Consider the following 22,483-nt stretch of genomic DNA (forward strand, 5'->3'; position numbering starts at 1 on the left):
ATGTCACCAGGAGGAATCCCTATCCACCCAGCCGCGCTGTTCGAGCTGAGCCTGAAGGTCTTCGTCCTTCGAAAAATGCACGTTAGCTAATGCTCCGTCAGCAACCGGGACCACGGTACGACCCGTAGCCTTCGATGCCGATTTATCCTTGGCTTGAGGTGGAGGAGTGATCGCGGCCTGGGTAAGTAGCGAAAGATGAGCTCTGTCGGCCCGGCGAGCCAAGTCGTAGTTCATCATCTGGGCGATCTGGTCTTTTGTAGGCATCATGTCCTCGAAGTCAGCAATCTGAAGAGGATCACCGCTTCGTAGAGCCTCGATGGGCTTGTGTAGAAGCCTCATTTGATTGTCATACACCTGCTGAAGCACCGCTGGCGTAATAGCGTCGAGGCCCTCCCAAATTACATGACGCTGCGCAAGCATAAGCAGTTTCGCTAGGAAATCAGTATTGCCTTGGGCGAGATCATAGATCTTGGACAAGAGCTCCTTCGTCAGGGGGGCGCATGATGCCGTCCAGTCATAGGCCCAGAGTTGGGACACCAAGTGCTCCCAAAACGGATCGTCTTCGCTGAATCGGTCAAAAGCGATGGGTCCCATCCCCGCCGCTCTTCGGGCGTTGCGCAGCACACCAGAAAACAGCGGGAGCATTGCGTTGGTCCCTACATACACCAGCGGAACGCCTGCATCGTTGGATAAAGTTACGAAGAAATTCAGCAACTTTTCCCGATCCTGTCCCCCCCGCGAGGAGCAAAGATGCTGCATTTCATCAATGATCAAAGCACCAATGAAAAAGGTTTTGCACAGCTGACTGATGTGCTGGAGCATTACGCTGATGCTGTTGCCAGAACCGCCCCTGCGCGAGTATTTGTCGACTCCTAACGCAGCATCCAACGCTGAGAAGAATGCTGCACAGAAACCGCGCAACGAGCCGTCATGAGGGCACTCAATCTTTAGCCACACGACCTGGGTTTCGATGAGAATGGCGTCTTTATATCTGCTGTGGCTGATCACCTGCGGATAAAGCCTTGCGATGGAATTGAGCGCTGTGGTCTTACCCATACCACTCAAGCCGATGAGCGTCATCGTCTCAGCGGTGGACATGAATCCGTGGCCCTTGGCCTCCGCTGAGGAAGGCAGCCGATGCCTAACAGATGAGGCCAACAGCGGATTGCGTCCCATATATCCGTAGCGAATCAGCTGGCTGAAAAGGTCTTCAAGGCGCAGGTGAATTTCGAATGGAACAACAACATCTTTCAGCCGGTTGATCCCATGACCGCGAAGCTTCGGTGGCAACGCTCGTTCGGCCTCGTCGGGCTTCGGCGGAAGGTTCCCAACGCGCCTGACAACATCTACATCCGACAGAATTCTAGGCAAGCATTCGATCAGCGGGTTGCCATCGTACTGAGGCATGCCTGTAGGAATGTATTCTGCGGGGGAGAACGTCAAATCGTTCATGTCTCAGCCTCGCTTCCCTCGCTGACGACTAGTTTCAGAAACGCCGCGCTTCTCGCGGAACTGGGCCTGCCGGTGACTAGCTTAGAATTTTCTGCCACAGGAGGTATGTTATCCACAACGCGTAGCTGATTCAGATCAGCGGTATGGGAATCGCGCTCGGTCTGAGCTTCGGTAGCACGCTTGGCACGTTTGTCCCGCTTGAAATCTGCATTCGATTTCGGGTCACCCTGAGCGACACGTTTGGATTTGGCCCGGTCAAAGATTTCCTCTTGCCGCCCCCTTACCAGCGCCGCAGTATTATCACTGTCATAACGGGCATCCGGCGAAACTTGGTTCAGGACATGGATCATATCAAGAACCTCCTCCATACGGAGTCCACCATATTTCTGCCGTTGCTGCGGTACAATAGTTAAAGCCTCAAAACCTGCTTCTGACTTGATCCAACAATTTTCAATAGAGTTAGGATCATAGAATACTCGAACATATTTCGTCCGCAGGTTGTGCGAGCGCTCCAACCACTCCTCGCGTAACGCTGTTTGACATGTATACTGTACGCCTTGGAAAACAATACCGCCTCGACTTATACGACACTGCTGAGAGGGCAATAGAGCGATTTTCAACTCAGCCGGCGATACTACTTTTGAATTTATAGGGCTATTATCCTTCGACCAATTCCAAATCGCTATAGGCGTTGCTTCCACTCCGCCGGCAATCATCTCGCGATTTAAAAGGTGTGGTATCCGCAGGCTCTTATTGTGAGCCAAGACTCCTACAATAACCATTTCGGTGAACTCGTCGATATCCAAAATGGCATCGAGTTGGTAGTCCCTATCGCCGCGCTCCATTTTACGAGCATCCACTCCGCCTGGAACGAACTTCAAGTCGAGGTGTTCATTGATCAGACGGAAACGGCTTTCGATGATCCCTTTCCAATCAGGCCTGAAAGGAGGCAAAATTTGCACCCCAAGCCCCAAGCTTTGGGAGAGCGTTGCCCCCGCCTCGCTTAGAAGTTCAGCCCGGTCAGCCACAATTTCGACTGGCAAATGCGAGCATGGCCAGTCAGCTTCCTCAATGTCTACGTTGTATCGTTTGCAAAACTCAACCTTTGAGGTGCAAGCGTTGTATATCGCGTGTCTAGCCCCATTCCAGCTGGGCCCCTCAAGGCCCACGTGAATTCCTACAATCATTCTGGTGTAGGTATCGACGACTACATAAAGTATCGGACGCCCAATGAGCCACAGCCTATTAACGCGATGCACTAAATAGACATCAGCGATGGTGGAATCTATCTCATATCGCTGCGTTGCGCCTATCAGGCCTTGGGATGCTGAGCCAACGATAGCCCGATGGTCTTTGTTGTACCTGATAGAACCGCCACGCACCTTGAGCTTATACAGGTCATCGAAAAATAATTTACCGTGATATCTAAGCTGTGCAGTAGTCGGGTAACTGCCGCGTACAATATTTCCTTTCGATCCGTCAGGGAGAGTCGCTCTATAAAATTTGTTTAACATCCACTTATGTGCATCTTTCAGGGTGCCACACTTGCCGCTAGCGACTCGCCCGTAAGCCAAACGGATATGAGAGAGATGGCGCTGTTCGAGCGGGATGGCACCACCATCATTGACAACGACACCAAGATACTTACGCGGCCGACCGGGGATAATACCTGAGGACCGATCCTTTTTCTTCCCACGTCCGCCGCAAGCGCTTGTGTTCCAAAGAAACGCGTTAGGTGTCTGACCCATACTCCAATAGCGGTATAGAAGCCGGTATATCTGCTTACGCTCTACCCCTGTCTCTATGGCATGCGTCGCAACAAGCTTCCCAAAATCAGGACCAAGAATATCCAAGGCAGAGCGATCTTCTACTAAACTTCTTATAAGACTCCAATTTCGATTTCGGCTCGCCTTTTCATTTTCATTAATTTCATCGTCGCTTCTGAGCAGATGTAAAGGAACCATTTCTGGACTTAAGACCGCGCGCCCTGAATCAATTTCGTCAATTAAAACTGACTTATCAATCTGCCAAGGCTTGCCTGGATTCATATTCAGCTCAATCACGATAACAGTATCATTATTTATGCCTAAGACCCTAACTGCCTTTTTTAGTAAGCTCGGTTCTTCGCCGGGAGAAACAATGCTGTTAATTTGAAAATCAAGCATGATGAGAAACCTCGGTTGGCGGAGACAAAGCCGCTGACCGATGGCTCGGCCATACGTGCAACGGCTGCGACAAGCTTATTATTTTCGAGGTAAGATCAGACTCTAAACGGCCGATCCATAGCAGGTGATGGAAGAGCCGCTTCACGCTCATATAGTCAATATAGATATCACGTGACGCCTTTTCCAAAAGAGCTTTTAAGGGTATTTGATCCGTCTTTGACCCCGCGATGTATTCAAGTAAGTTCCCTATATTTTTCTCAGTCGGCAACGAGGGATGGATATTGGCATAAGTCCTGAGAACTCTGAGGTTCGCTAATCTAATCTTCGAGAGGTTTTCGTGCAGGACCAGCTTCCAGTCCACGCCCCTCATTGACCAGTATTTTTCCTCAATAGCGAGCTTTTCAGCTATTCGATTCCGCACATGAAGATCAGCCTGCTCAAATTCCTTTCTATATTTTACTGAGCGAGCAGCTAACCTCGTTTCACCAGAGGGATCCAAGAAGGTGATGAGAAAGTCCGTCGTCATAACGACAGGTATCTGCGTACCAGGATATACAGGGTGACGACAATTTATGCTTGAGGCAATTGCTTGAGTCTCAGCCTGTGTAAGCAGGGGGTACTGCTCTCGGATATCAATGATCGAGGCGTCGTGCTCAAGTACAGTGAGGTAATCTCGCTCCGCATTGGACAGCAGGTGATGAGTGCGGAAAATCTTAACTCCCGCAATCATATGGGAGACACCCTTTGATTTGATTTCCCACACCTTGATCCATGGTTTATAGGAATCTCTCACTCCACTTCCACGGCCTGATTTAATTTTTTTATCTATTTTTGATTGGGTCATCAGCTGGCGGTGGGCAGCCTTGACCGGAGCTACGGGCGCAGATGCCATGTTCAAGTCGCTCATGATTGGGCGACCCACTCGAACGGAACGAGGCTGGTGTGTCGTGTAAAGAGGACACGCCAGCGAGCGGGCTCAGCCAGGACAATAGTCACAGCGGTGCGTAGAGGATTGTCACCCAAATCTCCAAGGCCTGGCTCCGGCCTGATGTGCGGTCGGGGCCAGCCTTGTGACAACCTTTATTACGTTGTGACAACCTTTATTGTTTTGTGACTACCTTTATTAATCAAAAACAAATAGGGTCGAACGCTGCCGCGCTTATTCCACCGTCACCGACTTAGCCAAGTTACGCGGCTGGTCAACATCAGTGCCCTTGAGCACCGCCACGTAGTACGACAGCAACTGTAGTGGAATGGTGTACAGGATCGGTGCCAGCGCGTCAGCGATGTGCGGTACCTTGATTACATGGGTACCTTCGCCGTTGCTCATACCGGCGTGCTCATCGGCGAACACCACCAGCTCACCACCCCGGGCGCGGACTTCCTGCAGGTTCGACTTGAGCTTCTCCAGCAGCTCGTTGTTCGGCGCTACCGTTACCACCGGCATGTCGTTATCCACAAGCGCCAGCGGGCCATGCTTGAGCTCACCCGCCGGGTACGCTTCGGCGTGGATGTAGGAAATCTCTTTGAGCTTGAGCGCACCCTCCATCGCAACCGGGTACTGCGCACCACGGCCCAGGAACAGGGTGTGGTGCTTGTCGGCGAACAGCTCGGCGATCTTTTCGACGGTGTGGTCCATGGCCAGGGCTTCGCCCAGGCGTGCCGGCAGGCGACGCAGCTCTTCGACCAGCTCCGCTTCCACACCAGCCTCGAGGGTGCCACGCACCTGGCCCAGGGCCAGGGTCAGCAGCATCAGCGATACCAGCTGGGTAGTGAACGCCTTGGTCGACGCCACGCCGATTTCCGGGCCGGCCAGTGTCAGCAGGGTCAGGTCGGATTCGCGTACCAGCGAGCTGATACCCACGTTGCAGATGGCCAGGCTGCCGAGGAAGCCCAGTTCCTTGGCATTGCGCAGGGCAGCGAGGGTGTCGGCTGTTTCGCCAGACTGGGAAATCGAAACGAACAGGGTATCCGGCTGGACCACCACCTTGCGGTAGCGGAACTCACTGGCGACTTCGACCTGGCAAGGGATGCCGGCCAAGCTTTCCAGCCAGTAACGGGCAACCATGCCGGCGTGGTAGCTGGTACCACAGGCCACGATCTGCACGTTGCGCACCTTGGCGAACAGTTCAGCAGCCTGTGGGCCAAAGGCCTGGACCAGCACATGGTCCTTGCCCAGGCGGCCTTCCAGAGTGCGCTGAACCACGGTCGGCTGCTCGTGAATCTCCTTGAGCATGAAGTGGCGGTATGCGCCCTTGTCAGCGGCTTCGGCGCCTTCGTGATACTGCACGGTTTCGCGCTGGACCGCGTTGCCGGCCTGATCCCAGACCTTCACCTGGTCACGGCGGATCTCAGCGATGTCGCCCTCCTCCAGGTACATGAAGCGGTCAGTGACCTGGCGCAGCGCCAACTGGTCGGAAGCCAGGAAATTCTCACCATGGCCAAGGCCAATCACCAACGGGCTGCCACTGCGCGCGGCAACCAGACGATCGGGTTGTTTCACGCTGATCAGCGCCAGGCCATAGGCACCGTGCAGGCGCTTGACCGCTGACTTCAGTGCGTCCGCCAGGTCCGGGATGGTCTTGAGGGTATGGTGGATCAGGTGGACGATAACCTCGGTATCGGTTTGCGAAACGAACACATAGCCAAGGCCTTTGAGCTCTTCGCGCAGCTCTTCATGGTTTTCAATGATGCCGTTGTGTACCACTGCCACTTCTTCACCCGAGAAATGCGGGTGCGCATTGCCCTCGGTCGGTGCGCCGTGGGTAGCCCAACGGGTGTGGGCAATGCCCAACTGGCCGATCAGCGGGTCGGCAGCGTTGGCAGCGTCCAGTTCAGCGACCTTGCCGATGCGGCGCCGGCGCTGCAGTTCACCTTGCTGGGTATAAACGGCAAGGCCGGCGCTGTCGTAGCCGCGGTACTCGAGCCGCTTGAGGCCTTCGATGAGAATGGCGGTGATGTTGCGTTCAGCTACGGCGCCAACGATTCCACACATGATTATTTCTCCTGGCTGATCGCGGCGCAGATCAGGTTGACGCCGCGGGCTTGAATCTGTTCGCGTGCCGCTGCTGGCAGGCGTTCGTCTGTAATGAGGGTGCTGACACTGCCCCAAGGCAGTTCAAGATTGGGGATCTTGCGCCCGACCTTGTCGGATTCGACCATCACGATCACCTCGCGGGCCACTTCGGCCATGACTCGGCTCAGGCCCAGCAGCTCATTGAAAGTCGTGGTGCCGCGGTTGAGGTCGATGCCATCTGCGCCGATGAACAACTGGTCGAAATCGTATGAGCGCAGTACCTGCTCGGCGACCTGGCCCTGGAACGACTCGGAGTGCGGGTCCCAGGTGCCGCCGGTCATCAGCAGTACCGGTTCATGCTCAAGCTCGCTAATGGCGCGGGCCACGTTCAAAGAGTTGGTCATCACCACCAGGCCTGGCTGGCGGCCGAGCTCAGGGATCATCGCGGCAGTAGTGCTGCCACTGTCGATGATGATCCGCGCGTGTTCACGGATACGGCCGACAGCAGCGCGGGCGATGGCTTTCTTGTAGGCAGACACTGGCTGTGCGGTTTCCCCAAGCATCTCCTGCGGAACCGGTACCGCGCCGCCGTAGCGACGCAGCAGCAAGCCATTGGCCTCTAGGGCCGCGAGGTCCTTGCGTATGGTGACTTCCGACGTTTCAAAGCGCTTGGCCAACGCGTCCACACTGACCTCACCTTGCTCGCTGAGCATGGCCAGGATGTTGTGACGGCGTTGGGGGGTATTTCGTTTCGACATGGGCGCTTAAGTTTCGATTCGAAAGATAATGATTGCAATCAAAACCTATGAGAGAGATTTCGTCAAGGCTGTCGATCTGAAAAATCACCGGCCTGTGGATAAATAAATGCCACCGATCGCGGTGCAGCGGCTTGCCCTTCCGATGCCTTTACAGCCAATAAAAAAGCCGACTTATTCACACAAGTCGGCTTTCGATCGAACGGGCTGTGGATAATCAGCCCTTCTTGATCTTCTCCGGCCGCTTCCAGCCCTCGATGTTGCGTTGACGCGCACGTCCCACGGCAAGTTGCCCAGCCTCGACAGTCTGGGTAATCGTCGAACCCGCCGCAGTCGTGGCCCCTGCCTTGATATCCACAGGCGCCACCAACGAGTTGTTCGAACCGATGAACACATCCTCGCCCATCACAGTCTTGAACTTGTTGGCGCCATCGTAGTTGCACGTGATGGTGCCAGCACCAATATTGGTGCGTGCCCCGATCTCGGCATCACCCAGGTAGCTCAAGTGACCCGCTTTGGCGCCTTCACCCAGGTGGGCATTCTTCAGTTCGACAAAGTTACCCACATGGGCCTTGGCATCCAGCACGCTGCCCGGGCGCAGGCGCGCGAACGGGCCGGCATCGCTACCCTCGCCCATCACGGCGCCTTCAATATGGCTGTTGGCCTTGACCACCACGCCTTTGCGCAGGGTGCTGTCCTTGATCACGCAGTTAGGCCCAATCTGAACGTCGTCCTCGATCACGACCTTGCCTTCGAGGATGACGTTGATATCGATCAGCACATCGCGACCAACGGTCACTTCACCACGCACGTCGAAGCGAGCCGGGTCACGCAGGGTCACACCCTGTGCCATCAATCGTCGGCCTTCGCGCAGTTGATAGTGGCGCTCGAGTTCGGATAGCTGGCGCCGGTCATTGGCACCCTGCACTTCCATCGGGTCGTGCGGTTGTTCGGTAGCCACCACCAGGCCATCAGCCACTGCCATGGCGATGACGTCGGTCAGGTAATACTCACCTTGGGCGTTGTTGTTCGACAAACGCCCCATCCAGTCGGCAAGGCGAGCGGCTGGCAGGGCCAGGATGCCGGTATTGCCTTCCTTGATCGCTTTCTGCACATCGCTGGCGTCCTTGTGCTCGACGATCGCAGTCACCTTGCCTTGGGCATCACGCACAATGCGCCCGTAGCCGGTCGGGTCTTGCAGGTTAACGGTGAGCAGGCCCAGCTGCTGGTCGGTGGCCTTGGCCAGCAGGCGTTGCAGGGTTTCCACTTCAATCAGCGGTACGTCGCCATACAGCACCAGCACCGTGTCGGCAGTGATCGCCGGCAGCGCTTGGGCAACGGCATGCCCGGTACCCAGTTGCTTGTCCTGCATAACGAAATTCAGGTCGTCGGCTGCCAGGCGCTCACGCACCTGCTCCGCACCATGGCCAATCACTACGTGAATGCCTTGAGGCTGAAGCTGCCGTGCGCTGTGGATAACATGACCGAGCATGGAATTGCCGGCCACCGGGTGCAGCACCTTGGGCAGCGCCGAGCGCATGCGGGTACCTTGGCCGGCGGCGAGAATAACGATATCGAGTGACATTGACTGGCTACCAATCCTGGGCGGTCAGAGAAATGACCGAGGGGGAATTCGGAAAAAGAAAAAGGGTAGCCGAGGCTACCCTTTTACTCAATCGCAACAGCAGTGATCAGCCGGGGCCGATTACTTGCCTTTGCGCATTTGCTGGACGGTACGCAGCTGAGCTGCGGCCTCGGCCAGACGTGCGGCGGCGGCGCCGTAATCGAAGTCCGCGCCTTTCAAACTCAGGGCGTTCTCGGCAGCCTTGAGGGCTTCCTGAGCCTGAGCTTCATCCAGGTCTGTAGCACGTTGCACGGTATCGGCAAGCACCTTGACCATGTTCGGCTGAACCTCGAGGAAACCACCAGAGATGTAATACACCTCTTGGGCGCCACCCTGCTTGGTCAGCGTGATCGGACCTGGCTTCAGATTGGTGATCAGAGGCGCGTGGCCTGGAGCGATACCAAGATCACCCAGGTTACCGTGCGCAACCACCATCTCGACCAGACCGGAGAAAATCTCTCCTTCCGCGCTGACGATATCGCAATGGACTGTCATAGCCATCTGCTTGCCTCAACCTGATAGCGCCCCTTGCGGGGCGCAGGAATTACAGTTTCTTGGCTTTCTCGATCGCTTCGTCGATGCTGCCGACCATGTAGAACGCTTGTTCTGGCAGGTGGTCGTAGTCACCTTTGAGGATGCCGCTGAAGCCAGCGATGGTGTCTTTCAGGGAAACGTACTTACCTGGCGAACCGGTGAAAACTTCGGCCACGAAGAACGGCTGCGACAGGAAGCGCTGGATCTTACGAGCGCGGGCTACCAGTTGCTTGTCGGTCTCGGACAGTTCGTCCATACCCAGGATCGCAATAATGTCCTTCAGCTCTTTGTAGCGCTGCAGAACATACTGAACGCCACGAGCAGTGTCGTAGTGCTCATTGCCGATCACGTTCGGGTCCAGCTGACGCGAAGTCGAGTCCAGTGGGTCGACCGCTGGGTAGATACCCAGGGAGGCGATGTCACGGGACAGAACGACGGTGGCGTCCAGGTGGGCGAAGGTGGTCGCTGGCGACGGGTCGGTCAAGTCGTCCGCTGGTACGTATACGGCCTGGACGGAGGTGATCGAACCTTCCTTGGTGGAGGTGATGCGCTCTTGCAGAACGCCCATCTCTTCAGCCAGGGTCGGCTGGTAACCTACTGCCGAAGGCATACGGCCCAGCAGTGCGGATACTTCGGTACCGGCCAGGGTGTAACGATAGATGTTGTCGACGAACAGCAGAACGTCGTTACCTTCGTCACGGAACTTCTCAGCCATGGTCAGGCCGGTCAGCGCTACGCGCAGACGGTTTCCTGGTGGCTCGTTCATCTGACCGTAGACCAAGGCTACTTTGTCGAGAACGTTGGAGTCCTTCATCTCGTGGTAGAAGTCGTTACCCTCACGAGTACGCTCACCCACACCAGCGAACACGGAGTAACCGCTGTGTTCCATGGCGATGTTACGGATCAGTTCCATCATGTTTACGGTCTTGCCGACACCGGCACCACCGAACAGACCAACCTTACCACCCTTGGCGAACGGGCAAACCAGGTCGATAACCTTGATGCCGGTTTCCAGCAGGTCGTTGCCGCCTGCCTGGTCAGCGAACGAAGGCGCTGGCTGGTGGATACCGCGACGCTCTTCTTCGCCGATCGGGCCGGCTTCGTCGATCGGGTTGCCCAGTACGTCCATGATACGGCCCAGGGTGGCCTTACCAACAGGAACGGAAATGGCAGCACCGGTGTCGACGACATCCAGACCGCGCTTCAGGCCTTCGGTCGAGCCCATCGCAATGGTACGAACCACGCCGTCGCCCAGCTGCTGCTGAACTTCCAGGGTGGTTTCCGCGCCTTGTACTTTCAGCGCGTTGTATACACTCGGCACGACGTCACGTGGGAATTCCACGTCGATGACGGCGCCGATGATTTGAACGATACGTCCGCTACTCATAGCTGGATCCTCTGAATATGTGAACCGTTAAACCGCGGCAGCGCCGCCGACGATTTCCGAGATCTCCTGGGTGATCGCAGCCTGACGCGCCTTGTTGTAGATCAACTGGAGCTCTTTGATCAAATCACCGGCGTTGTCTGTGGCGTTCTTCATCGCGATCATCCGGGCCGCTTGTTCAGCAGCGTTGTTCTCGACCACCGCCTGGTATACCTGCGACTCCACGTAACGCACCATCAAGCCGTCCAGCAGCTCTTTTGCGTCGGGTTCGTACAGGTAATCCCAGTGGTGCTTGAGTTCCTGATCCGGGGTTGCCACCAACGGTACCAATTGCTCGACCGTCGGCTTCTGGGTCATGGTATTGATGAACTTGTTCGAAACCACGCAGAGGCGATCGATACGGCCGTCCAGGTAGGCGTCCAGCATCACTTTGACGGAGCCGATCAGATCGTTGATCGATGGCTCTTCGCCCAAGTGGCTGATCGCGGCTACGACGTTGCCGCCAAAGATGCGGAAGAAAGTCGCACCCTTGCTGCCGATCACGCACAGGTCGATTTCCACGCCCTGTTCGCGGTTCGCGTTCATGTCCTTGACCAGGGCCTTGAACAGGTTGGTATTCAAGCCACCGCACAGACCACGGTCACTGCTCACCACAATATAACCGGCACGCTTTACAGGGCGCTCGATCATGAAGGGGTGGCGGTATTCCGGGTTGGCGTTGGCCAGATGACCGATCACCTGGCGGATACGCTCCGCGTAAGGACGGCTAGCAGCCATGCGCATTTGTGCCTTGCGCATCTTGCTGACCGCCACTTTCTCCATGGCGCTGGTAATTTTTTGCGTGCTTTTGATGCTCGCAATCTTACTGCGAATCTCTTTTGCGCCTGCCATGTATCACCTATCAGGTTAGCAAGCGGGGGCCTGAGCCCCCGCTGCGGCTTACCAGGTCTGGGTGGCCTTGAACTTCTCGATACCGGCTTTCAGGCCTGCGTCGATTTCGTCGTTGAAGTCACCCTTCACATTGATCTTCGCCATCAGTTCAGCGTGATCACGGTTGAAGAAGGCGATCAGTGCTTGCTCGAAGCTGCCGATCTTGGAGACTTCTACGTCAGTCAGGAAACCACGCTCAGCGGCGTACAGCGACAGGGCCATGTCCGCGATGGACATTGGCGCGTACTGCTTCTGCTTCATCAGCTCGGTAACGCGCTGACCATGCTCCAGCTGCTTGCGGGTCGCTTCGTCCAGATCGGAGGCGAACTGGGCGAATGCAGCCAGTTCACGGTACTGAGCCAGAGCGGTACGAATACCACCGGACAGCTTCTTGATGATCTTGGTCTGAGCAGCACCACCTACGCGGGATACCGAAACACCGGCGTTCACTGCAGGACGGATGCCCGAGTTGAACATGGCCGATTCCAGGAAGATCTGACCGTCGGTGATGGAAATCACGTTGGTCGGAACGAACGCGGAAACGTCGCCAGCCTGAGTTTCGATGATCGGCAGCGCAGTCAGGGAACCGGTTTTGCCAGTTACAGCACCGTTGGTGAACTTCTCGACGTACTCTTCCGAAACGCGCGATGCACGCTCCAGCAGACGGGAGTGGAGATAGAACACGTCGCCTGGGTACGCTTCACGTCCTGGTGGACGGCGCAGCAGCAGGGAGATCTGACGGTAGGCAACGGCCTGCTTGGACAGGTCATCGTAAACGATCAGTGCGTCTTCGCCGCGGTCACGGAAGAACTCGCCCATGGTGCAACCGGCGTATGGCGCCAGGAATTGCAGTGCGGCGGATTCCGAAGCACTGGCAACCACCACGATGGTGTTGGCCAGGGCGCCGTTTTCTTCCAGCTTGCGAACGATGTTGGCAACGGTGGAACGCTTCTGGCCGACAGCAACATAAACGCAGAAAATACCGGAGTCTTTCTGGTTGATGATGGCGTCGATGGCCATGGCGGTCTTGCCGATCTGACGGTCACCGATGATCAGCTCACGCTGGCCACGGCCGACCGGGATCATGGCGTCGACGGACTTGTAGCCAGTCTGTACAGGCTGGTCTACCGACTTACGCCAGATCACGCCTGGAGCAACTTTCTCGACCGCGTCGGTCTCGGTGTTGCCCAGAGGACCTTTGCCATCGATCGGGTTGCCCAGTGCGTCGACTACGCGGCCCAGCAGTTCCTTACCAACCGGAACTTCCAGGATGCGGCCGGTGCACTTGGCGCTCATGCCTTCGGCGAGGGTGTCATAGGCACCCAGGATCACTGCACCTACGGAGTCTTGCTCCAGGTTCAGGGCCATGCCGTAGACGCCGCCAGGGAACTCGATCATTTCGCCGTACATGACGTCGGCCAGACCGTGTATCCGCACGATACCGTCGGAAACCGAAACGACGGTACCTTCGTTACGGGCTTGGGAGCTCACATCGAGGTTGTCGATGCGGCCCTTGATGATTTCACTAATTTCGGAAGGATTGAGTTGCTGCATTGCTCTGCTGCCCCTTCAAACTCAAGATTTCAATGCTTCGGCCAGTTTCGCGATTTTGCCGCGAACAGAGCCATCGATTACCAGGTCACCAGCGCGGATGACGACGCCGCCAATCAGGCTGGCATCCTCCGACGCGTGCAGGCGCACTTCCTGGCCTAACCGTGCACTGAGAACCTTGGCGAGTTTGTCTTGCTGTTCTTGGTTCAACGCGAAGGCACTGGTGACTTCCACGTCCACGGATTTCTCTTGCTCGGCCTTGTACAGGTCGAACAGAGCGGCAATCTCCGGCAGAAGCAGGAGACGGTCGTTTTCCGCGGCAACATGAATGAAATTCTGTGCCTGTGCATTGAACTTGTCACCGCACACGTCAATGAACGTGGCGGCCTTTTCTGCGCTCGTCAGTCGCGGGGCCTTGAGCAGGCGCTGCATGGTGTCGTCTTGCGACACCGCAGCAGCCAGGCCGAGCATGGCTGACCAATTGGCCAGTTGCTGATGGGCCTGGGCATGCTCGAAGGCAGCCTTAGCGTAAGGTCGGGCCAACGTGGTCAGTTCTGCCATGATCGCCCTCGCTTAAATTTCAGCGGCCAGTTTGTTAACCAGCTCCGCATGCGCGTTTTGATCGATTGTGGCGCCAAGGATCTTTTCAGCACCACCAACGGCCAGGGCACCCACTTGGGTACGCAGGGCGTCTTTGGCACTGTTCAGTTCCTGTTCGATCTCGGCCAGAGCCTGAGCCTTCACACGGTCAGCTTCGACGCGGGCCTGTTCACGGGCTTCCTCGACAAGCTGAGCAGCGCGTTTCTTGCTTTGCTCAATGATTTCGGCTGCCTGTGCTTTAGCTTCACGCAGTTGCTGACCCGCTTTCTCTTGGGCCAGCTCCAGGTCGCGAGCTGCGCGGTTGGCAGCGTCCAAGCCGTCAGCAATCTTCTTTTGGCGCTCTTGCAGAGCAGTGATGACCGGAGGCCATACATACTTCATGCAGAAGAGTACAAAAATCAGAAAAGCAACGGATTGGCCAATCAGGGTTGCATTAATGTTCACGCCAACACCTCGCTCGGTCTTAATTCATACAGCCATCAACTCGTGAATACGAGTGATTAGCCGGCGATCTGACCAACGAACGGATTCGCGAAGGTGAAGAACAGAGCGATACCAACACCGATCATGGTTACGGCGTCGAGCAGACCGGCAACGATGAACATTTTGACCTGCAGCATCGGAACCATCTCAGGCTGACGAGCAGCGCCTTCCAGGAATTTGCCGCCCAGCAGGCCGAAACCAATGGCGGTACCCAGAGCACCCAGGCCGATCAGCAGAGCAACAGCGATAGCGGTCAGACCAACTACAGTTTCCATCTTTCCTCCCGACTTTTACGTCGTATTGGTTAGGTTTTTAGTTTGAAGCGGTAAAACAAATCGTTTGGAACAGCTGCCCTTGCGGACTTTTAAAGCCCTCCCCCCAAACGAGCGGGGAAGGCTATCAGACACGCCAGGCGGTCTTAATGGTTATCTTCGTGAGCCATCGACAGGTAGACGATGGTAAGCATCATGAAGATGAAAGCTTGCAGGGTGATGATCAGGATGTGGAACACAGCCCACGCCCACTGCAGCACCACACCCAGGCCGCTCAGCCACAGAAGGCCGGAGCCGAACATCACGGCGATCAGGATGAACACCAGCTCGCCGGCGTACATGTTGCCGAACAGTCGCAGCGCCAGCGAGATCGGCTTGGCGATCAGGGTGACGAACTCGAGCAGGAAGTTGACCGGAATCAGCAGGATCTGCACGAAGATGTTCTTGCTGCCGAACGGGTGCAGGGTCAGCTCACCGATGAAGCCGCCCAGGCCCTTGACCTTGATGCTGTAGAAGATGATCAGGGCGAACACGCAGAAGGCCATTGCCAGCGTCGCGTTCGGGTCGGTGGTCGACACGGCGCGGAACGGAATGTGCGGATCACCGGAAATTAGGATGGCCAGCTGAGGAATCCAGTCGACCGGTACCAGGTCGACGGCGTTCATCAGGAATACCCAGACGAAGATGGTCAGTGCCAGCGGCGCAATCACCGGGCTACGGCCGTGGAAGGAGTCCTTCACGCTGCCGTTGACGAAATCGACCATCACTTCGACGAAGTTCTGCAGACCGCCAGGCTGGCCGGAGGTCGCCTTCTTCGCCGCCATGCGGAAGATGAACAGGAAGATCAGACCCAGCGCGACGGACCAACCCAGGGTGTCCAGGTGGAACGCCCAGAAGCCCATTGCCTTGGCTTCTGCAGCCGAATGGGCGAAGCCCCAGCTGCCGTCTGGTAGTTGACCGTAGGTCAGGTTCTGCAAGTGGTGCTGGATATAGCCCGAAGCGGTTTCTGCTGCCATGGTTGCCTCAAACGCCCTAAGGTCTCGAAAGTCTTTTATTCATCAGCAGGGGCGCAAACCAGCTGACCAAAAGGGTCAACACGAAGACGCCGAAGACTGCTAACGGCGCCAGTGGCTTCACTCCTGCGAAGGTCAGTGCGAACAGCACTGCCGTCAAAATCATCTTGCCGGCCTCGCCTGCGTAAAACGACTTGACGATGGCCTGCGCCGCCCGGGCTCCGCTAAAGCGAAAAGCCTTCCAGGCGAAATACATATTCGGCAGCCAGGCAATCAAACCTCCGCAGAGACCTGAATATCCACTGACTGCCCCTTTCCACTGCCACAACACCAATGTTGCCAGCAGCAGCACGACAAATTGAGCCAGCAGTACCGGAAAAACCGCCCAGCGATGGAAAGGCAGGCGGTTTGGCGTGCGGATTTCCATCACAACTGCTCCTCAGAAGTCGACCAACAAGTCAGTAACGACTTGGCATAAATTGTGCCGACAAAATGCGCGCAGAGTATAGGGGTGGATTAACCCCTATTCAACTCTTGGGTAGTGATTTCCGACTGCGCGCTACAACTGGAATTGTTTCAGCGGATGTGAGCAAGGACGCCCTGCAACTCGTCGAGCGAGTTATAGCGAATAACCAGCTGGCCTTTTCCCTTGTTTCCGTGACGAATCTGCACCGCGGAGCCCAGGCGCTCTGCGAGCCGCTGTTCAAGGCGCTCGATATCCGGATCAGGTTTGCTCGGTTCTACCGGGTCAGGTTTGCCACTGAGCCACTGGCGCACCAGTGCCTCGGTTTGGCGCACAGTCAGCCCACGTGCGACAACATGACGCGCCCCTTCTTCCTGGCGATCTTCTTCAAGACCGAGCAAAGCACGTGCGTGGCCCATCTCCAGATCACCATGGGCAAGCATGGTCTTGATCGCTTCAGGCAGCGAGATCAGGCGCAGCAGATTGGCCACGGTAACCCGCGACTTGCCCACGGCATCGGCTACCTGCTGCTGGGTCAGTTCGAACTCCTGTTGCAGGCGCTGCAGGGCCAGGGCCTCTTCCAACGGGTTAAGGTCCTCTCGCTGGATGTTCTCGATGAGGGCCATGGCGATGGCCGCTTCATCAGGCACTTCCCGCACCATCGCCGGGACGGTGTCCAGGCCAGCCTGCTGCGTGGCCCTCCAGCGGCGCTCACCGGCAATGATCTCGTAGCGGTTGCCATCGATCGGGCGCACCACGATCGGCTGCATCACACCGTGCGTGCGAATCGAGTGCGCCAGTTCTTCCAGCGCCTGCGGATCCATGTCACGGCGCGGCTGGTATTTACCGCGCTGGATCAACTCGACCGGCAGGTGTTGCAGTTCTTTCTGGTCGATCTTGACAGCCTGCTCTTCGAGCGCGCTGACGGAAGGACCACTGAGCAGTGCATCCAACCCACGTCCGAGACCCCGTTTCTTAACGGCCATGCGGATTCCTTAAGTTGTTTGTGCAGTGCGTGATTGACGGCGTTGACGGCGAACCAGTTCCCCGGCCAGGGCCAGATAGGCCAGTGCGCCACGCGATTGCTTGTCGTAGGCCAGCGCCGGCATGCCAAAGCTCGGTGCCTCGGCCAAGCGGATGTTGCGCGGAATGACGGTATCGTAAAGCTGCTCGCCGAAGTGCTCCTTGAGCTGCGCCGATACATCGTTGTTCAGGCTAAGACGCGGGTCGTACATGGTGCGCAGCAGCCCTTCGATCTTCAGCTCCGGGTTCAGACGGGCGGCAATGCGCTTGATGTTATCCACAAGGTCGCTGAGACCTTCCAGTGCGTAATACTCGCACTGCATCGGGATGATCACACCATCGGAGGCGACCAGGGCATTGAGCGTCAGCATCGACAGCGACGGTGGGCAATCGATGAGGATGAAGTCGTAATTCTCGCGGATCGGCGCCAGGGCGTTGCGCAGGCGGCTCTCCTTGACCTGCATTTCCAGCAGCACCACTTCCGCGGCAGTCAGGTCGCGGTTGGCCGGCAGCAACTGGAAGCCACCATGCTCGGAGTAGTGCATGGCCTGGGCAAGGTCGCATTCCCCGATCAGCAGGTCGTAGACCGAGTGTTCGAGTTCGTGTTTGTCCACACCGCTGCCCATGGTGGCGTTGCCCTGCGGATCGAGGTCGATCAGCAGCACACGACGCTTGGTCGCAGCCAGCGATGCGGCGAGATTGATACAGGTGGTGGTTTTACCCACTCCACCTTTCTGGTTCGCAATTGCGAATACCTTAGCCATTGTTGCGTGTGTTCCCAGTCATGCCTTGCGGCGCAGTATCAGCAGATGGCGCTGGCCCTGGCAACCTGGAACGGTCAGGGCCTGCTCGCTTTCCACTGTGAAGTCTGCGGGCAATGCTACCAGTTCATCGGCAGGATGCAGCCCCTTCATTGCAAGCCATTGCGTCCCGGTGTCGCCCAAGTGGCGGGTCCAGTTGGTGAAGTTCTCCATGCTGCTGAAGGCGCGAGAGATGATGCCGCTGAACGGCTGTGCTGGCTGGAAGGCCTCGACCCGGCTGTGGATAACCGTGAGGTTGTCCAGTTTCAGCTCCATCTTCACCTGGGTGAGGAAGCGGGTTTTCTTGCCGTTGGCGTCCAGCACGGTTACGCGTTTGTGCGGATGCAGGATAGCCAATGGAATCCCGGGCATGCCACCGCCGCTGCCGACATCAAGCCAGCTATCGCGATCGCTGTGGATAAAACCCATTACGCTGAGGCTGTCCAGCAGATGGCGCGAAACCATCTCGTTCGGGTCGCGCACGGCCGTCAGGTTGTAGGCTTTGTTCCATTTGATCAACAGGGCCAGGTAGCCAAGCAGCCGTTCGTGCTGCTCGGCGCTCAGCTCGACACCGAGCTGGCGTGCACCTGTGGACAACTCTTCAGCGTGTTGCGGGGTGACCAGGGAACTCAAGCGCTTTGCTCCAATTCGCGGCCAGCGCCGCGTTTTTTCAGATGTATCAACAACAGGGAAATTGCCGCTGGTGTCACGCCAGGGATCCGCGAAGCCTGGCCCAGCGTCTGCGGGCGAGTCTGGCCGAGCTTGCCCTGGATTTCCTTGGACAGGCCGGAAATCGAGGTGTAGTCGATATCCACAGGCAGGCAGGTGTCTTCACTGGCACGCAGGCGAGCGATCTCGTCCTGCTGGCGATCGATGTAGCCAGCGTACTTGGTCTTGATTTCGACCTGTTCGGCAACCTGTGGATCGATCTGTTCGCCGCCGGTCGCTTCGATCAGCCCGGCGTAGTCCACTTCCGGTCGCGCCAGCAGGTTGAGCAGGCTGTATTCGTGACTCAGCGGGGTACCGAACTTATCCACAACGGCCTGGCCCTGCGGTGTATTCGGGCGTACCCAGGTCGATTTCAAGCGCTGTTCCTCACGCTCGATGCCGTCACGCTTGGCGCAGAACGCGGCCCAGCGCTGGTCGTCGATCAGACCCAGCTCACGACCTTTCTCGGTCAGGCGCAGGTCGGCGTTGTCTTCGCGCAGGATCAACCGGTATTCGGCCCGCGAAGTGAACATGCGGTACGGCTCCTGGGTACCCAGGGTAATCAGGTCGTCGACCAGCACTCCGATGTACGCCTCGTCACGGCGCGGGCACCAGCTTTCGCGGCCCTGCGCGCGCAGTGCGGCGTTGGTACCGGCCAGCAGGCCTTGGGCGCCGGCTTCTTCGTAACCGGTAGTGCCGTTGATCTGGCCAGCGAAGAACAGGCCACCGATGACCTTGGTCTCGAGGCTGTACTTGAGGTCACGCGGATCGAAGTAGTCGTATTCGATGGCATAGCCCGGGCGCACGATGTGCGCATTTTCCATACCGCGAATCGAGCGCACCAGCTCCAGTTGCACGTCAAACGGCAGCGAAGTGGAAATGCCGTTGGGGTACAGCTCATGGGTGGTAAGGCCTTCCGGCTCGATGAACACCTGATGGCTTTCCTTGTCGGCAAAGCGATGGATCTTGTCCTCGATCGACGGGCAGTAACGCGGGCCGACACCTTCGATGACGCCCGAGTACATCGGCGAACGGTCGAGGTTCGAAGCGATGATTTCGTGGGTACGCGCATTGGTGTGGGTAATCCAGCAGCTGACCTGACGCGGGTGCATCGCGGCGTTGCCCATGAACGACATGACCGGGATTGGTGTGTCGCCCGGCTGCTCGGTCATCACCGAAAAGTCCACCGAACGACCGTCGATACGCGGAGGTGTACCGGTTTTCAGACGACCGACGCGCAGCGGTAATTCACGCATGCGGTGGGCCAGGGCAATCGACGGTGGATCGCCAGCGCGGCCGCCGGAATGGTTCTGCAGGCCGATGTGGATAAGGCCACCCAGGAAAGTGCCGGTCGTGAGCACCACCGAATCGGCGAAGAACCGCAGCCCCATTTGCGTAACCACGCCTTTGACCTGGTCTTGCTCGACGATCAGGTCGTCACAGGACTGCTGGAATATCCACAGATTTGGCTGGTTTTCCAGGATTTCGCGAACCACGGCCTTGTAGATGGCGCGGTCGGCCTGTGCACGGGTGGCGCGAACAGCCGGGCCCTTGCGGTTGTTCAACACGCGAAACTGGATGCCGCTCTTGTCAGTGGCCAGTGCCATGGCACCGCCGAGCGCATCGATCTCTTTGACCAGATGGCTTTTACCGATGCCACCGATGGCCGGGTTGCAGCTCATGTGACCGAGGGTTTCCACGTTATGGGTCAGCAGCAGGGTTTTCACACCCATGCGTGCAGACGCAAGCGCAGCCTCGGTACCGGCATGGCCGCCGCCGATGACGATCACTTCAAAACGGGAAGGGAAATCCACCACGCACCTCGTGCCTGTTTTTGCGAATAGAGAAGGTAAGCGGACAAGTATAGGGACTTCACCCCCTCTAAAGAAACCTTTTGCGCAAATTTTGACCAGGCTGTGGATGAGTGGCTGATAACAGAAACTAGAGAGAAGAAATTTAAAAAAGCTTTGTTTTTATGTTTATTCTTATGCACGCACCAATCTGTGGATAACGTTCTACATCCCTCTGGATTCGCCATGTAGAAGAAAATTAAACCCTGTGGTTGGAGTGCCATGAGGGCTATGGATAACCGGATTTAGCCTGTGGATGAAATGCCTACTTACCCACAGGGCAGGTTTTCCTCAGAAAAAAAGCATGCTTATCAACGGAGCTGAAGCCGACTTTTCCACAGGGCTCATGAGCGCTTTTTCAGGCCGGTGATTAAAAATCTGCAGCTACAAAACCCTGTCCGAGACGCCCGAGCCCCAAATCTCAGGCAAAAAAAAGCCGCTCCAGGAAGAGCGGCGTCGTGAATGGTTTGGCTAAAAGCTACTTACCGATGCAGAAACTCGAGAAAATCCGCCCCAGCAGGTCATCCGAACTGAACGCGCCCGTGATTTCCCCCAGCGCGTGCTGGGCCTGGCGCAGGTCCTCAGCCAACAGCTCTCCGGCCCCCGCCAAGGTCAATTGCGCACGACCGTGCTCCAGATGAGCACTGGCCTGGCGCAGGGCATCGAGGTGCCGCCGGCGTGCGCTGAAGCCACTCTCTGCAGTCTGTTCATAACCCATGCAGGCTTTGAGGTGATCGCGTAACAGCAGCAAGCCTTGATCGTCACCTTTGGCGCTCAAGGTGATGGTTACATGACCGTCATCGCACTGTTCCAGCCCTACGGGTTCGCCGCTGAGGTCGGCTTTGTTGCGAATCAGTGTGACCTTGCCCGGATCAGGCCTTTGATCAAGAAACTCCGGCCACAGGGCGAACGGATCACTGGCCTCAGGGGCGGTGGAGTCGACCACCAACAACACTCTGTCGGCTTCGCCTATGGCCTTGAGTGCGCGCTCGACGCCTATCTTTTCCACATGGTCGTCGGTGTCGCGCAAACCGGCCGTATCGACGACGTGCAGCGGCATGCCATCGATGTGGATATGTTCACGCAGGATATCCCGCGTAGTACCTGCGATGTCGGTGACGATTGCCGCCTCACGACCGGCCAGTTGATTCAGCAGGCTCGATTTGCCTGCATTCGGCCTGCCGGCGATCACCACCGTCATGCCGTCACGAAGCAGCGCACCCTGTCCGGCCTCACGCTGCACTGTGGACAACTCGGCACGCACTGAGTCGAGCATCGACAGGACGTGGCCATCGGCAAGAAAGTCGATTTCCTCCTCGGGGAAGTCGATCGCTGCCTCGACATAGATCCGCAGCGCGATCAGTGCTTCAGTCAGGCTGTGCACACGTTTGGAGAACTCCCCTTGCAACGAGCGCAGGGCGTTGCGTGCTGCCTGGCTGGAGCTGGCTTCGATCAGGTCGGCAATCGCTTCGGCCTGGGCCAGGTCGAGCTTGTCGTTGAGAAACGCCCGCTCACTGAACTCACCCGGGCGGGCCAAGCGGCAACCCACCTGCACGCAGCGTTGCAACAGCATGTCCAGTACGACCGGGCCACCATGCCCCTGCAATTCGAGCACGTCCTCACCGGTGAACGAGTTGGGTCCGGGGAAGAACAGTGCAATACCTTCATCCAGCACCAGCCCTTCCTGGTCGCGAAATGGGCCGTAATGGGCATGGCGCGGTGTCAGTGTGCGGCCGGTTATGAGCTGGCCAGCCTTGGCCGCCAATGGGCCGGACAGCCTGACAATACCCACCCCTCCACGTCCTTGTGCGGTTGCGATGGCAGCGATGGTTTCACGCACAGTGTTCATGCTCGAAAGCC

Annotated in this window: 20 protein-coding genes; all 20 read right to left on the bottom strand. The window is 57.3% G+C overall.

Annotation, left to right across the window (positions count from 1 at the left end; genetic code table 11):
- Positions 1-3: 3 nt before the first annotated feature.
- The 20 genes from EGJ09_RS15440 to mnmE all read right to left on the bottom strand — a co-directional run bounded on the left by EGJ09_RS15440 (position 4) and on the right by mnmE (position 22,472).
- Positions 4-1,452, bottom strand: coding sequence for an ATP-binding protein (locus EGJ09_RS15440; RefSeq protein ID WP_023048574.1), 1,449 nt, complete (start codon positions 1,450-1,452; stop codon positions 4-6).
- Complete coding sequence (locus EGJ09_RS15445; protein ID WP_125924301.1) at positions 1,449-3,617, bottom strand: Mu transposase C-terminal domain-containing protein; 2,169 nt, start codon at positions 3,615-3,617, stop codon at positions 1,449-1,451. Before EGJ09_RS15445 ends, EGJ09_RS15440 begins: the two co-directional genes overlap by 4 nt.
- Positions 3,610-4,509, bottom strand: coding sequence for a TnsA endonuclease N-terminal domain-containing protein (locus tag EGJ09_RS15450; protein ID WP_045485366.1), 900 nt, complete (start codon positions 4,507-4,509; stop codon positions 3,610-3,612). The genes EGJ09_RS15445 and EGJ09_RS15450 overlap by 8 nt, the downstream gene beginning before the upstream one ends.
- 267 nt (positions 4,510-4,776) lie before the next feature.
- Positions 4,777-6,612: a glutamine--fructose-6-phosphate transaminase (isomerizing) gene (gene glmS, locus EGJ09_RS15455; protein WP_046786781.1), complete on the bottom strand. Its 1,836-nt coding sequence runs from the start codon at positions 6,610-6,612 to the stop codon at positions 4,777-4,779.
- 2 nt (positions 6,613-6,614) lie between these two features.
- Positions 6,615-7,391: a DeoR/GlpR family DNA-binding transcription regulator gene (locus EGJ09_RS15460; RefSeq protein ID WP_039602579.1), complete on the bottom strand. Its 777-nt coding sequence runs from the start codon at positions 7,389-7,391 to the stop codon at positions 6,615-6,617.
- Between the two features lie 214 nt (positions 7,392-7,605).
- On the bottom strand, positions 7,606-8,973 hold the full coding sequence (gene glmU, locus EGJ09_RS15465) for a bifunctional UDP-N-acetylglucosamine diphosphorylase/glucosamine-1-phosphate N-acetyltransferase GlmU (protein ID WP_046786782.1): 1,368 nt from the start codon (positions 8,971-8,973) through the stop codon (positions 7,606-7,608).
- Between the two features lie 120 nt (positions 8,974-9,093).
- Positions 9,094-9,513 (bottom strand): F0F1 ATP synthase subunit epsilon, encoded by a 420-nt coding sequence (locus EGJ09_RS15470; RefSeq protein WP_012316945.1) that lies wholly within the window; start codon positions 9,511-9,513, stop codon positions 9,094-9,096.
- Between the two features lie 43 nt (positions 9,514-9,556).
- Positions 9,557-10,933 carry a F0F1 ATP synthase subunit beta gene (atpD, locus tag EGJ09_RS15475; RefSeq protein WP_016489910.1) on the bottom strand — a complete coding sequence of 459 codons (1,377 nt, stop codon included), beginning with the start codon at positions 10,931-10,933 and terminating at the stop codon, positions 9,557-9,559.
- Between the two features lie 27 nt (positions 10,934-10,960).
- Positions 10,961-11,821 carry a F0F1 ATP synthase subunit gamma gene (atpG, locus tag EGJ09_RS15480; protein WP_046786783.1) on the bottom strand — a complete coding sequence of 287 codons (861 nt, stop codon included), beginning with the start codon at positions 11,819-11,821 and terminating at the stop codon, positions 10,961-10,963.
- Between the two features lie 48 nt (positions 11,822-11,869).
- Entirely contained in the window at positions 11,870-13,414 is a 1,545-nt protein-coding gene (gene atpA, locus EGJ09_RS15485; RefSeq protein WP_021785310.1) for a F0F1 ATP synthase subunit alpha, read from the bottom strand.
- A gap of 21 nt (positions 13,415-13,435) precedes the next feature.
- On the bottom strand, positions 13,436-13,972 hold the full coding sequence (locus EGJ09_RS15490; RefSeq protein WP_003253191.1) for a F0F1 ATP synthase subunit delta: 537 nt from the start codon (positions 13,970-13,972) through the stop codon (positions 13,436-13,438).
- 12 nt (positions 13,973-13,984) lie between these two features.
- Positions 13,985-14,455, bottom strand: coding sequence for a F0F1 ATP synthase subunit B (locus EGJ09_RS15495; protein WP_096426923.1), 471 nt, complete (start codon positions 14,453-14,455; stop codon positions 13,985-13,987).
- A gap of 56 nt (positions 14,456-14,511) precedes the next feature.
- Positions 14,512-14,769, bottom strand: coding sequence for a F0F1 ATP synthase subunit C (gene atpE, locus EGJ09_RS15500; RefSeq protein ID WP_003097235.1), 258 nt, complete (start codon positions 14,767-14,769; stop codon positions 14,512-14,514).
- Positions 14,770-14,912: 143 nt separating this feature from the next.
- Positions 14,913-15,782, bottom strand: coding sequence for a F0F1 ATP synthase subunit A (gene atpB, locus EGJ09_RS15505; protein ID WP_003260030.1), 870 nt, complete (start codon positions 15,780-15,782; stop codon positions 14,913-14,915).
- A 16-nt stretch (positions 15,783-15,798) separates the two neighbouring features.
- The gene (locus tag EGJ09_RS15510; protein WP_012316950.1) at positions 15,799-16,206 is read right to left on the bottom strand and encodes a F0F1 ATP synthase subunit I; all 408 of its coding nucleotides are present in this window, start codon (positions 16,204-16,206) and stop codon (positions 15,799-15,801) included.
- 149 nt (positions 16,207-16,355) lie between these two features.
- On the bottom strand, positions 16,356-17,228 hold the full coding sequence (locus EGJ09_RS15515) for a ParB/RepB/Spo0J family partition protein (RefSeq protein ID WP_046786784.1): 873 nt from the start codon (positions 17,226-17,228) through the stop codon (positions 16,356-16,358).
- Positions 17,229-17,237: 9 nt separating this feature from the next.
- Entirely contained in the window at positions 17,238-18,029 is a 792-nt protein-coding gene (locus EGJ09_RS15520) for a ParA family protein (RefSeq protein WP_012316952.1), read from the bottom strand.
- Between the two features lie 18 nt (positions 18,030-18,047).
- Positions 18,048-18,698 (bottom strand): 16S rRNA (guanine(527)-N(7))-methyltransferase RsmG, encoded by a 651-nt coding sequence (gene rsmG / locus EGJ09_RS15525; protein ID WP_119688003.1) that lies wholly within the window; start codon positions 18,696-18,698, stop codon positions 18,048-18,050.
- A complete protein-coding gene (mnmG, locus tag EGJ09_RS15530) occupies positions 18,695-20,587 on the bottom strand; it encodes a tRNA uridine-5-carboxymethylaminomethyl(34) synthesis enzyme MnmG (RefSeq protein WP_012316954.1) in 1,893 nt (630 codons plus the stop codon). The genes rsmG and mnmG overlap by 4 nt, the downstream gene beginning before the upstream one ends.
- A gap of 514 nt (positions 20,588-21,101) precedes the next feature.
- Entirely contained in the window at positions 21,102-22,472 is a 1,371-nt protein-coding gene (mnmE, locus tag EGJ09_RS15535; protein WP_115273205.1) for a tRNA uridine-5-carboxymethylaminomethyl(34) synthesis GTPase MnmE, read from the bottom strand.
- Positions 22,473-22,483 lie beyond the last annotated feature (11 nt).

Origin of the sequence: Pseudomonas sp. p106 (genome assembly GCF_003936645.1) — a bacterium.
GTDB lineage: Bacteria > Pseudomonadota > Gammaproteobacteria > Pseudomonadales > Pseudomonadaceae > Aquipseudomonas > Aquipseudomonas putida_E.